This window comes from Rhizobium sp. TBD182, from assembly GCF_001950375.1.
In the GTDB taxonomy this organism is placed as follows: domain Bacteria; phylum Pseudomonadota; class Alphaproteobacteria; order Rhizobiales; family Rhizobiaceae; genus Agrobacterium; species Agrobacterium tumefaciens.
In genome coordinates this window covers 29,902-40,922 of sequence record NZ_BDLN01000001.1, presented here as the reverse complement: position 1 = coordinate 40,922, position 11,021 = coordinate 29,902, and the positions used below count along the sequence as shown (strand labels likewise).

Annotated in this window: 13 protein-coding genes; 4 read left to right on the top strand and 9 right to left on the bottom strand. The window is 58.9% G+C overall.

Annotated features, from left to right (window positions below):
* Window positions 1–62: 62 nt before the first annotated feature.
* The 4 genes from T18_RS00265 to T18_RS00250 form a co-directional block, all read right to left on the bottom strand.
* Window positions 63–1,028, bottom strand: a complete 966-nt coding sequence (locus T18_RS00265) for an aliphatic sulfonate ABC transporter substrate-binding protein (RefSeq protein ID WP_038492867.1) — start codon at window positions 1,026–1,028, stop codon at window positions 63–65.
* A gap of 291 nt (window positions 1,029–1,319) precedes the next feature.
* A complete protein-coding gene (locus T18_RS00260; protein ID WP_003507846.1) occupies window positions 1,320–1,808 on the bottom strand; it encodes an Lrp/AsnC family transcriptional regulator in 489 nt (162 codons plus the stop codon).
* A gap of 70 nt (window positions 1,809–1,878) precedes the next feature.
* Window positions 1,879–2,523, bottom strand: a complete 645-nt coding sequence (locus tag T18_RS00255; RefSeq protein WP_162163073.1) for a uracil-DNA glycosylase family protein — start codon at window positions 2,521–2,523, stop codon at window positions 1,879–1,881.
* Complete coding sequence (locus T18_RS00250; protein ID WP_013636418.1) at window positions 2,516–3,109, bottom strand: thermonuclease family protein; 594 nt, start codon at window positions 3,107–3,109, stop codon at window positions 2,516–2,518. The genes T18_RS00255 and T18_RS00250 overlap by 8 nt, the downstream gene beginning before the upstream one ends.
* Window positions 3,110–3,217: 108 nt before the next feature.
* Here T18_RS00250 and pdhS2 point away from each other — a divergent pair, with 108 nt between their 5' ends.
* Window positions 3,218–4,753, top strand: coding sequence for a two-component system sensor histidine kinase PdhS2 (gene pdhS2, locus T18_RS00245; protein WP_013636419.1), 1,536 nt, complete (start codon window positions 3,218–3,220; stop codon window positions 4,751–4,753).
* A 16-nt stretch (window positions 4,754–4,769) separates the two neighbouring features.
* On the opposite strand, the gene T18_RS00240 is transcribed toward pdhS2, so the two are convergent.
* Complete coding sequence (locus tag T18_RS00240; RefSeq protein WP_038491416.1) at window positions 4,770–5,174, bottom strand: diacylglycerol kinase; 405 nt, start codon at window positions 5,172–5,174, stop codon at window positions 4,770–4,772.
* Between the two features lie 8 nt (window positions 5,175–5,182).
* Entirely contained in the window at window positions 5,183–6,217 is a 1,035-nt protein-coding gene (cobT, locus tag T18_RS00235) for a nicotinate-nucleotide--dimethylbenzimidazole phosphoribosyltransferase (protein ID WP_003516086.1), read from the bottom strand.
* A 131-nt stretch (window positions 6,218–6,348) separates the two neighbouring features.
* Here cobT and T18_RS00230 point away from each other — a divergent pair, with 131 nt between their 5' ends.
* Genes T18_RS00230 through T18_RS00220 form a run of 3 tightly spaced genes read left to right on the top strand, consistent with a single transcriptional unit; the run spans window position 6,349 to window position 8,052 of the window.
* Complete coding sequence (locus T18_RS00230; RefSeq protein WP_075807465.1) at window positions 6,349–7,134, top strand: adenosylcobinamide-GDP ribazoletransferase; 786 nt, start codon at window positions 6,349–6,351, stop codon at window positions 7,132–7,134.
* Between the two features lie 19 nt (window positions 7,135–7,153).
* Window positions 7,154–7,348 carry a DUF1289 domain-containing protein gene (locus T18_RS00225; RefSeq protein WP_038491422.1) on the top strand — a complete coding sequence of 65 codons (195 nt, stop codon included), beginning with the start codon at window positions 7,154–7,156 and terminating at the stop codon, window positions 7,346–7,348.
* Window positions 7,345–8,052 carry a TIGR02281 family clan AA aspartic protease gene (locus T18_RS00220; RefSeq protein WP_003516092.1) on the top strand — a complete coding sequence of 236 codons (708 nt, stop codon included), beginning with the start codon at window positions 7,345–7,347 and terminating at the stop codon, window positions 8,050–8,052. The genes T18_RS00225 and T18_RS00220 overlap by 4 nt, the downstream gene beginning before the upstream one ends.
* 115 nt (window positions 8,053–8,167) lie before the next feature.
* Here the strand turns inward: T18_RS00220 and T18_RS00215 are convergent, their stop codons facing one another.
* The 3 genes from T18_RS00215 to T18_RS00205 all read right to left on the bottom strand — a co-directional run bounded on the left by T18_RS00215 (window position 8,168) and on the right by T18_RS00205 (window position 10,778).
* Window positions 8,168–8,929: an ABC transporter permease gene (locus tag T18_RS00215; protein ID WP_003516094.1), complete on the bottom strand. Its 762-nt coding sequence runs from the start codon at window positions 8,927–8,929 to the stop codon at window positions 8,168–8,170.
* Window positions 8,926–9,852 (bottom strand): ABC transporter ATP-binding protein, encoded by a 927-nt coding sequence (locus T18_RS00210; protein ID WP_019567066.1) that lies wholly within the window; start codon window positions 9,850–9,852, stop codon window positions 8,926–8,928. The genes T18_RS00215 and T18_RS00210 overlap by 4 nt, the downstream gene beginning before the upstream one ends.
* A gap of 104 nt (window positions 9,853–9,956) precedes the next feature.
* Entirely contained in the window at window positions 9,957–10,778 is an 822-nt protein-coding gene (locus tag T18_RS00205; protein ID WP_013636424.1) for a sulfite exporter TauE/SafE family protein, read from the bottom strand.
* Window positions 10,779–11,021: the final 243 nt, after the last annotated feature.

Sequence of the window (11,021 nt, the reverse complement as noted above, 5' to 3'; positions counted from 1 at the left end):
GCCTGAATCAATCTCTTAGCAACAACAGCCAGACGATTGAAGAGACTCAGCTTTCGCCCGGTTCAACTCGCTTTCGGACGCCAGACGATATCGGTAACCTTGAGTTTCTTCGGCACGATTTTCAGATCGTAGAACTCGTCGGCCAGCGCCTGCTGATAGCTGATGGCCTCATCTGAAACCAGCGAGACACGCCCCAGATCAGCCCCCGGACGCGTCAGCGACACCTTGGTTACATCCTGCGGGACGCCGGTTATCGCCGCCAGCAATTTTGCAGTCTCATCGATATTGGCCTGAGCCTTTGCGCCGACGCTTGCGAGTTCCTTGAGGATCAGCGGCACGAGGTCGGGATTGCTTTCCACGAAGTCGCCATTGGCAAGGAAATAGCTCCAGGGATCGACAATACCTTCGGCAGTCGTGAGAACCCGTGTCGTCGGCTCCTTTTCCGCCACGGCAAAATAAGGATCCCAGATCGACCAGGCATCGATGCTGCCGCTGCGGAAAGCGGCCGCCGCATCCGGCGGGGCAAGGTCGATGGATGTTATGTCGTTCAGCGTCAGACCGGCCTTTCGCAATGCTTTGACAGTAACGTTATGGGCGCTGGAGCCGCGCTTGAAAGCCACCTTCTTGCCCTTGAGGTCGGCCAGCGTCTTGAGCGGCGAATCCTTCTGCACAAGGATTGCCGATCCGCCGGCGGCGCCCTTGTAAGTTCCCACATAGCGCAGATTGCCACCGGCAGCCTGCGCGAAAAGCGGTGGCACATCGCCCGTCGGTCCGATATCCAGCGCACCTGCGCCCAGCGCTTCAAGAAGCGGCGGCCCGGAGGAAAACTCCGACCATTTGACCTCGATGCCGCGATCCTTCAACAGCGCTTCAAGCGCGCCCTGGCTCTTTGCCAACGCGATCACGCCATTCTTCTGCCAGCCTATCCGTAATGTGGTTGTCGCGGCTCCAGCCCGTCGGATATGCGGCAGGAACGCCGCCCCCGTTGCACCCGCAATCAGTCCCAATGTTCCGCGTCGTGTGAGCATGTGGATATCCTTCGCTGTTGCCATCATCAGATATACAAAGCGTAGATATTCGAGTGATTTTATCAAAATCCCACTTTGCGCGGCACGAGTGCAAAGAGAATTGAATGTGCGAATTTGCCGTCGCAGGTGGAATAAGATTGCCTGGCCGCCTCGGCACGCCAGTAGTGTGCATTCCCCGGACAACCGCCGGATAGCCGACTTGAGTACTTGCGGAAAAGCAAACTGCGCAACGAAAAATGCCCTCCCCGGCAGCCGGAAAGGGCATTGTTCAAAAAGCCTGATCAGCTGGAATCATTCCTCGCCGGATTTGGGATTATCCAGCAGCATGTAATCGAGCGGCAGTTCCGTCGTATATTTGATCTGTTCCATCGCAAAGGCAGACGACACGTCACGAATTTCGATCTTGGCGATCATGCGCTTGTAGAAAGCGTCATAAGCCGCGATGTCAGGCACTACAACGCGCAGCAGATAATCGACATCGCCGCTCATGCGGTAAAACTCGACGACTTCGGGGAACTCGGACACCACCTCGGAAAACCGCTTCAGCCATTCGATGGAATGGGAGGCAGTGCGGATGGAGACGAAAACGGTGACCTTGGTGTTGACCTTGACCGGATCCAGCAGCGCCACGCGCCGGCGGATGACACCGTCCTCTTCCATCTTCTGGATACGCCGCCAACAGGGCGTCGTGGAAAGGCCGACCTTTTTCGCCAGATCAGCGACAGCCAGCGTGGAATCCTCTTGCAGAATGCGCAAAATCTTACGGTCTAGGCGATCCAATGCGTCTACCCTCCTGAATTAATTTCCTTTCAATACACTAATTTTTAGAGAAAAACAGAAAATTGTTTCACTAAAGTCGCATTTCCACATGTTGTCGCAGAACAGGAAGCAGCTCCTCGGTAAACCACGGATTCTTCTTCAGCCAGCCGGTGTTGCGCCAGCTAGGATGCGGCAGCGGCAAAATGGCCGGTCCCGAATTTGAATGAAAATAGCTGCGCCAGTCGTGCACGGTCTCGGTCATGGTTTTCCGCCGTCTTTCCCCGAGATGAAAGGCCTGGGCATATTGACCGATGGCAAGGACCAGCTCCACCTGCGGCATCGCCGCCAGCACCTTCTCCCGCCACTGCGGCGCACATTCGCGTCGAGGCGGCAGGTCACTGCCCTTGTCGTCATAGCCGGGGAAACAGAACCCCATGGGCACAATAGCGAAGCGGTCCGGATCGTAGAATGTCTCACGATCAACATTCAGCCATTGGCGCAGCCTGTCGCCGGAGGCATCGTTGAAAGGCACACCCGTTTCATGCACGCGAAGCCCGGGCGCCTGCCCTGCAATCAGGATACGCGCCCTGGTCGACATCACCACGACCGGTCGCGGTTCGTGCGGCAGGCGTCCGTAGGTTGGGGTGTCGCGACAGATGCGACAGAGGGCAATCGCGCCCCGCAGCCCGTCCAACCCATCGTCATTCATCGGCAGGGCTCGATCCGCCTCAGCCATGATTCCATCCCAGAAGATGACGGATGATGGTGAGGAAACCCGCGGCGGGCGTTTGCAAATCCGCTGCGCGATGTTCGCGCCGCCACTCCGCCGGTTTTTCGAATTCTCCGGCCCATATGCCGCGAGCTTCTTTGCGCGCCAGTGCCTGTTCGCCGGAGAACTGGAAATAACCTGAAGCGATGGCAAAACCCGACGCCACCATTTCCGAGGACACATCCCGGTCTCCCGCCGAGCAATAGACTAGCAGACGTCCGTAACGGTCCCTGGAACTGCCGGAACAGGAAAATGTCGGGCCTTCGATCATCTGTTGCAGAACGCGGCGCGCCTCCGCGCCGCATGGCCAGGTTTCGCTGCCGCGTCGGCACGTCTGCGAAAGCTCCGGCGCATCGATGCCGAGCAGCCTGAACCGGTCCTCGCCCTTTGAAAGCGTATCGCCATCGATCACAAAGAAACGGCCGGTATGGGTCTCGCTATTGATCTGATCGAGCTTGGCGGCAATCAGAATGCCGAGAAAAACGGTGGCAAGGAAAAGCCCGCCGTCGCGAAAAATCGAGAAAAAGCCGCGCCTGCCTCCATTTCGTCTCATGTCACAACAAACCCTTGTCAGAAATGGCAAACAAATCCTTTCACGGCAGCATCTTCTTAAGATTTTGTGCGTAGCCTGCAAAGGGTTCATGTCACCTGCGTTGTAACAATGAGTAAAAGCGTCAGCACGTCCACCGATAAGATCATCGTCGACCGTTCACGAAAGCACCGTAACAAGGCTGTTTTCGACACGGTGAAGACGACGCGTGAACGCTTGCAGCAAGGCGCTGGCGGCAGCGAAGCCTATGAACGTGAAATGCTGACGATGCACATCGCAGAAGCCCTTCAGGGCGCGATGATCATGCCGCTTTTCATCGTACTCGCCTCTATCATCGGTTTGTATATCACGGGTGACATAGGGCTGATCATCTGGTCGCTCATTGCGCTGAGTTTCCATGCCATGTCTCTGGTGCTGGCCAAAAGAGCCGCCAAACAGGGGATCACGGCCGAAAATCTGCCGAAGTGGCGCAATCTCTTCCTTGCCATGCAGATCCTCATCGGTTGCGCCTGGGCAATGTTCGCCTTGGCCGAACCGGTGCGCAACAACCCGGCACTCGTTCTTTTCTTCAAGGGCGCGACGCTGCTGATCGCGCTTTCGCTTACCGCCATGGCCAATTTCATGCTGCGGCGGGCCACCTTCATGACCTTCCTGCCGGTGCTGGCGGCGCTGTGCGTCACCTCCGTCGTCTCCCGCGATCCCTTCGATGTTGGCCTCGCCCTGATGTTCGGCATGGCGATTCTTTTCTGTCATCGCATCACCAGCAGGCTTTACCAGACCAGCATCAAGCTGCTGTCGTCGCAGACTGAAAAAGATGATCTGATCGCCGAACTCGAAGTCGCCAACTCGATGTCGGATGAGGCGCGGCGGCGTGCGGAAGAGGCCAATCTGGCGAAATCGCGCTTTCTCGCCTCCATGTCGCACGAGCTGCGAACCCCGCTCAACGCCATTCTCGGCTTCTCCGAAGTCATGTCCGCAGAGGTGCTCGGTCCGCTCAACAATCCGCTCTACAAGGAATATTCCGGCGACATCCACCGTTCCGGCCAGCATCTGCTCGACCTCATCAACGAAATCCTCGACCTGTCGCGTATCGAGGCCGGCCGCTACGACCTCAATGAGGAAGCGGTCTCGATGCTTGAGATCGCCGAAGATTGCATCGGCATGATCCAGCTTCGCGCCCGCGCCAAGACCATCAGGATTTCGCAGCAGTTTGAAAGCAGCCTGCCGCAGGTCTGGGCGGATGAAAAATCGATCCGCCAGGTCATCCTCAACCTGCTCTCCAATGCCGTCAAATTCACCCCGCAGGGCGGTGAAATCCTCGTGAAGGCAGGCTGGACGGCGGGTGGCGGGCAATATGTGTCGATCAAGGACAACGGTCCCGGCATTCCAGAGGAAGAAATCCCCGTGGTGTTGTCGGCCTTCGGTCAGGGATCGATCGCGATCAAGAGCGCCGAACAGGGAACCGGGCTCGGCCTGCCCATCGTTCAGGCCATCCTTGCCAAGCATGACGGCCAGTTCATCCTGAAATCGAAATTGCGTGAAGGCACCGAAGGCATCGCCATCCTGCCGGCAAAACGCGTGCTGCAAAGCCTGCCAGCCGTGGAGGAAACCCACGCCATCCAGCCACGCCGCCGGTCCTTCGCCTAAGCGTCAAATCTGCCGTTCAGAAGAACAGCGTCGTCACCAGCGAATAAAGCACGAAAAATCCGTTTGCCGTCAAAAGGCAGAAGACGGCGAAGGAACCGAGATCCTTGGCGTGCCGCCCGACGGAAGAGATTTCCGGCGAGATGCGATCCACCAACTCCTCAATCGCGGTATTGAGCGCCTCGACCGCGAACAAAAGCAGCATCAGCACCGTAAAGACGAGAAGATGCGCAAACGGCGCGCCAGCGACCAGAAGCAGGGCAAGGCCGACGCCGAAGGCGAGAATCTCGTGCCGGAACGCCGCTTCCTGCCACAGCCGTCCAAGCCCCTGCAAGGAATAGCGGGCAGCAGCAAAAAGATGCCGCCATCCCTTTTCCTTGCGAAAGGCAGGTTCCGGTTGCTTCTTCTGCGGCGTTGCGTCCATCTTCGGCCTCAATGCTCAGTGTGGGAATGGGTACCAGTATCGACACCGGCAGCTTCGAAAGTCGCCATGCCGGAATGGCAGGCGGCGGCAGCCTTGACGATGCCAGCGGCCAAAGCGGCACCCGTGCCCTCGCCAAGCCGCATGCCCAGCGCCAGAAGCGGCGTCTTGCCAAGTTTCTCGACGGCAGCCAGATGGCCCGGTTCACCGGAGACATGGCCGATCAGGCAATGGTCAAGCGCCGAAGGATTGGCAGCCTTCAGAAGTGCTGCAGCGGCAGTCGCCACATAACCGTCGATCAGCACGGGAATGCGCTGCACGCGGGCGGCAAGGATCGCGCCGGCAATCGCCGCAATCTCACGGCCACCAAGTCGGCGCATGATTTCGAGCGGATCGGACAGATGGTCCTTGTGGAACTCGACGGCAGCCTTCACCGCCGCGATCTTGCGGGCCATGACCTCGCCTTCGGAGCCGGTACCGGGACCGGTCCATTCTTCCGCCGTACCGCCATAGAGCGCCAGATTGATCGCCGCTGCAATGGTGGTGTTGCCAATGCCCATTTCGCCAACGCAGAGAAGGTCGGTACCGCCAGCAATCGCCTCCATGCCGAAGGCCATGGTGGCGGCGCAATCGCGCTCGGAAAGGGCAGGCTCGCAGGTGATGTCGCCGGTCGGGTAATCAAGTGCCAGATCGAAAATCTTCAGACCGAGATCATTGGTGACGCAAATCTGGTTGATCGCCGCACCGCCTGCCGCAAAATTCTCCACCATCTGCTGCGTCACGGATGTCGGATAGGGCGTGATGCCGTGCCGGGTGACGCCATGATTACCGGCAAAAATCGCCACCAGCGGACGGGTGACGGCGGGCGAGCGGCCCGACCATGCGGCAAGCCACATGGCGATTTCTTCCAGCCGACCGAGCGAACCGGCCGGTTTCGTCAGTTGCGCATTGCGCTCCTTGGCCGCGACCAGCGCATGCGTATCCGGGCCGGGAAGCTCGCGCAGCAGCGCGCGGAAATCGTCGAAGGGCAATCCGCTCATGCTCATGGTATCTGTCTTTCTCGTCGTCGGGTTGGCGGAAACTTGTGTTTTGCGGCAAATCGGTCTTTGTTGCGCCTCTCATAATCGCGGACGCGCCGCGGAACAACCGGAAATGCAAGCACAGCAGCGGAGAGAGCATGAAGGCCGGGGATTTTATAACAGATGTCATGCATTCCGTTGCCTTTCTCAGCCGCCTGCCGGTCCCATCGCGCTTCTTCGGTGAAGGTGACGGTCCATCGATGCGCCGGACAGCTCGCGCTTTTCCCGCCGCAGGCCTCCTGATCGCCCTGCCCGCTGCTGTGCTCGTGGTGGCATTAGCGAAGTTCGACGCCTCACCGCAGCTCACCGGCTGGCTTGCCATCGCCGTCACCGCGCTCATAACCGGTGCGTTGCACGAAGACGGCTTGGCGGATATGGCCGATGGCTTCGGCAGCGGCAAGGACAAGCCGAAAACGCTTGAGATCATGAAGGACAGTCGCATCGGCAGCTATGGCACGATCGCCATGGTCCTGTCCTTTGCACTGCGCGCCACGGCACTCGCATCGCTTATAGAAACCCTGCCTGCCAAGACCGCCGCCGCCTGCCTGATTGCCGCGCTGGTGGTGAGCCGCGCCCTGATGGTGTGGCACTGGCAGTCACTGCCCGCCGCCAAAACCTCCGGCATCGCCGCCGGCGCCGGCCAACCCGGGGAACGCGAGCGCAACATCGCGCTCGCAACAGGGTTGCTGCTGCTCGTGCTTTTCACGCTGCATGCCCTGCCCTTTGTGTCGATCGTAGTCGTTCTGGCGGCTGCCTGCCTCGCGACGGTGCTGTTCGGCAGGCTCTGTGTCAGCAAGATCGGCGGCCACACCGGCGACACAATCGGCGCCAGCCAGCAGATCACGGAGATCGTTACTCTCGTCGCTCTTGCCCTTGCGACGTGACAGACTGATATAGATCCCCATGGAAACACCCTGCATTCATATCTGCTCCCTCGACGCCACGAACAGCCTCTGTATCGGTTGCGGACGCACGCTGGACGAGATCGGCGGCTGGGCAACCTATAGCGACGAAAAGCGCCGCATGATCATGCAGGCGCTTCCCGAAAGACTGGCAAAAACAGGCAAGGACACCTCCAGGGAGACGCACACCGCATGAACAGGCTGACTTTTGTTCTCCTCTTGCTGGCCGTGGGTCTCGGCCTGCTTCTCGTCAATCACGACAGCGGCCGCACCTTCGGCATCGACAACGAAAAATTCGGACAGATCGTCTATCTCCTGCCGATTGCGGGATTGCTATCCGTCGGCATTCTGGCGGGAAGCCGCGGCAGCTTCGCAAGCGTTGTCCGGCAACTCGCCATCTGGCTCGTGATCATCCTCGGCCTCGTATCCGTCTATCTCTATCGCTACGACCTGCAATCCTTCGCCGACCGGCTGCTGGGTGGCCTGATGCCCGGCCGCGCGGTGGTGGTTACGACCGCTGGCGGCGAACAGGAGATCATACTGCACAAATCGATGAGCGGCCATTTCGAGGCGAATGTCAGCATTGAAGGCAAAACGATCCACATGCTGGTCGATACCGGCGCGAGCTCCGTGGTGCTGGCCAATGCCGATGCCGCCGCCATCGGCATCGACACCACGAAACTGCGCTACACCGTGCCGGTGATGACCGCGAACGGCCGCACGGCGGCAGCGCCCGTCACCCTGTCCGAGATCGGCATCGGCCCGATCGCGCGGAGCAACATCCCCGCCCTCGTCGCGCAGGATGGCCAACTGGGCCAGAGCCTGCTCGGCATGAGCTTCCTGTCGACGCTTGGTTCGATGCAGATGCAGACCGATGAGTTGAGATTGCGAGACAGGTAAAACCTGCCGGGCAGACAGTTCCTGCTCGAGATCAAAAAATAACGTCTCGCTATCCGAATACGAAAACGCCCGGTGCAAACCGGGCGTATCATATTCACGGCAAACCTCTTTCCGGTCAGTTGCGCAGCCGGTAACCGGTCTTGAACATCCAGCCGACGACGCCGAGGCAGAGCGCAAGGAACAGCGTGATCATCGCCAGGCTGATGACGGGATTAACGTCGGCGATCTCGTAGAAGCTCCAGCGGAAACCGCTGATGAGGTAGAGCACCGGGTTGAAATGACTGACCGTCTGCCAGAAGGGCGGCAGCATGTCGATGGAGTAGAAGCTGCCGCCAAGGAATGTCAGAGGCGGCACCACCAGCATCGGGATGAGGTTCAGCTGCTCGAAATTCGTGGCCCAGATGCCGATGATGAAGCCGAACAGGCTGAAGCTCACCGCCGTCAGCACAAAGAACAGGATCATCATGAACGGATGGGCGATGGTGATATCCACGAAGAAGGAGGCCGTTATAAGGATGATCGTGCCGATCATCAGCCCCTTGGTCGCCGCCGCCCCGACATAACCGGCAACAATTTCCGTCATCGCCACTGGCGCAGACAATATCTCGTAGACCGTGCCGGTGAATTTCGGAAAATAGATGCCGAAAGAGCCGTTGCTGATGCATTGCGTCAAAAGCGTCAGCATGATCAGGCCGGGCGTTATGAACGCGCCATAGGAAACCCCGCCAACCTCCTGAATCCTTGAACCGATCGCCGTTCCGAAAACGATGAAATAGAGAGAGGTGGAAATGACCGGCGACACGACACTCTGCAACAGGGTCCGGCGGGTGCGCGCCATTTCGAACAGGTAGATGGACTTGACGGCTTCGAAATTCATTTCTGGTCTCCTACCAGCGAGACGAAAATATCCTCAAGAGAGCTTTGACGTGTCGAAATATCCTTGAAATGGATGTTGGCACCGGAAAGCGCAGTCAGCAGATCGGCAATGCGCCCCTGCTCGCCGTTGTCCTCGATCTCGTAGGTGATGGTGTTGCGGTCATCCGAGAGCGAAAGGCCGAAGGATGAGAGACTGTCCGGCAACGCCTCCACCGGCTGCGAAAGTTCAAGGAAAAGCTGCTTGCGGCCGAGCTTCTTCATCAGCGCGGTCTTTTCTTCCACCAGCAACAATTGGCCGCCATTGATAACGCCCACTCGATCGGCGATCTCTTCCGCCTCCTCGATGTAATGCGTGGTCAAAATGATTGTGACGCCCTTGGAGCGCAGCTCGGAAACGACATTCCACATGTCGCGGCGCAAGGTAACATCCACACCCGCCGTCGGCTCGTCGAGGAAGAGGACCTTCGGTTCGTGCGCAAGCGCCTTGGCGATCAGCACGCGTCGCTTCATGCCGCCGGAAAGCTCCCGCAGCATATTGTCCTTCTTGTCCCAGAGCGACAGCGATTTCAGGACGCGCTCGATCAGTTCCGGGTTCTTCTTCTGCCCATGCAGACCGCGCGAGAAGCTGACGGTGTTCCACACGGTCTCGAACTGGTCTGTCGTCAGTTCCTGCGGCACAAGGCCGATCAGGGCACGCGTCTGGCGAAAATCCTTCACCACATCATATCCGCCAACGAGAACCGAGCCTTCACCCGGATTGACAAGCCCGCAGATGATAGAGATCAGCGTCGTCTTGCCGGCTCCGTTGGGCCCGAGAAGAGCAAGGATTTCCCCCTCTCTGATATCGAGGCTGACACCTTTGAGCGCCTGAAAGCCATTTGAGTAGGATTTGGTCAGATTCCGTATCGAAACAATGGCATTCATCGCGAATCTTTCGAAAAAACGAGTAAGATGCACGCCATATAGGCCGTACAACCCGCAATTGCCAGCCCAACGGCCTGAACACTGCATTCGGCGGAGAGGGAAAATCAGCTGTAGACGCTGTAGAAAAACTGGGCCGCGACGAAGACCAGAAACACCCCGAAGGCCCGCTCCAGCTGCTTCTTGCTGAGTGCATGCGCCAGCCGCGCGCCATAGGGCGCGACGACAAGCGTGATGGGGATCAGCAGCGCGACGGCGATCCAGTTGATGAAGCCGGTGGAAAAAGGCGGCAGACCTGCATCACCCCAGCCGGCCCAGATATAGCCGAGGAGACCCGGCAGCGAAATAAGCACTCCGACACCGGAGGATGTGGCAACCGCCTGATGGATGGTGCGTCCGTAAAGCGTCATGAAAGTGTTGTTCATCACCCCGCCGCCCACACCCATCAGGCCAGACAGAAGGCCGATGCCGGTGCCGACCAGAAAGCGGACCGGATTTTTCGGCAGGTCTGAACCGAGATGCCAGCTCGCCCGGTTGAAGATCATCCGGAAGGCGAGCGCAAGCGCAATGAAAGCGAAGATCAGCCGCAGGGCGACGCTCGAGGCATGCGCAGCCACCACAGATGCGAGGATGGTGCCGAGCGGCACGGCGACGATCCAGCCCTTCAGGAGATCGATATCAACGGCACCTTTCTGGCGATGCGTCAGAAAGGAACGAATGGAGGTCGGCACGATGATGGCAAGCGAAGTGCCAAGCGACAGATGCATGCGCACCGCCTCCGGCACATCCAGAAGCCCGAACACATGGTAGAACACCGGCACCAGCACAGCACCGCCGCCAATGCCGAACAGCCCCGCCAGAAGTCCAGCAACCACGCCCGCGGCCGCAAGCGCCGAAGCAAAGATCAGTATCTCTGAAACAGGGGGCATGAAAGCAGGCTCCCGGGGGCCGTTGTCACAAACATGTGACGCTCATAGCGTATCAGAAAAGGGCGGCAAGCCATGTTGGCCGCAGGTCAGTACGGCGCGATGTCTTTTGCCGGATATCCGCACCGGATGGACCGTTTTATGGGATTTCTTCCCATTACATGCCCTTGCAAAGACGCCGATATCCCCCGATTTAGGCAGTCTTCTTCAACCGGCCTTAGGGCCGGTCTTTTTTTAGGCGGCTAG

Bases quoted from the DNA above. Each gene is read 5' to 3' on its own strand.
- T18_RS00265 (WP_038492867.1), bottom strand. From the start codon at position 1,028: ATGCTCACACGACGCGGAACATTGGGACTGATTGCGGGTGCAACGGGG.
- T18_RS00255 (WP_162163073.1), bottom strand. From the start codon at position 2,523: ATGGCTGAGGCGGATCGAGCCCTGCCGATGAATGACGATGGGTTGGAC.
- T18_RS00250 (WP_013636418.1), bottom strand. From the start codon at position 3,109: ATGAGACGAAATGGAGGCAGGCGCGGCTTTTTCTCGATTTTTCGCGAC.
- pdhS2 (WP_013636419.1), top strand. From the start codon at position 3,218: ATGAGTAAAAGCGTCAGCACGTCCACCGATAAGATCATCGTCGACCGT.
- T18_RS00240 (WP_038491416.1), bottom strand. From the start codon at position 5,174: ATGGACGCAACGCCGCAGAAGAAGCAACCGGAACCTGCCTTTCGCAAG.
- cobT (WP_003516086.1), bottom strand. From the start codon at position 6,217: ATGAGCATGAGCGGATTGCCCTTCGACGATTTCCGCGCGCTGCTGCGC.
- T18_RS00230 (WP_075807465.1), top strand. From the start codon at position 6,349: ATGAAGGCCGGGGATTTTATAACAGATGTCATGCATTCCGTTGCCTTT.
- T18_RS00225 (WP_038491422.1), top strand. From the start codon at position 7,154: ATGGAAACACCCTGCATTCATATCTGCTCCCTCGACGCCACGAACAGC.
- T18_RS00220 (WP_003516092.1), top strand. From the start codon at position 7,345: ATGAACAGGCTGACTTTTGTTCTCCTCTTGCTGGCCGTGGGTCTCGGC.
- T18_RS00215 (WP_003516094.1), bottom strand. From the start codon at position 8,929: ATGAATTTCGAAGCCGTCAAGTCCATCTACCTGTTCGAAATGGCGCGC.
- T18_RS00210 (WP_019567066.1), bottom strand. From the start codon at position 9,852: ATGAATGCCATTGTTTCGATACGGAATCTGACCAAATCCTACTCAAAT.
- T18_RS00205 (WP_013636424.1), bottom strand. From the start codon at position 10,778: ATGCCCCCTGTTTCAGAGATACTGATCTTTGCTTCGGCGCTTGCGGCC.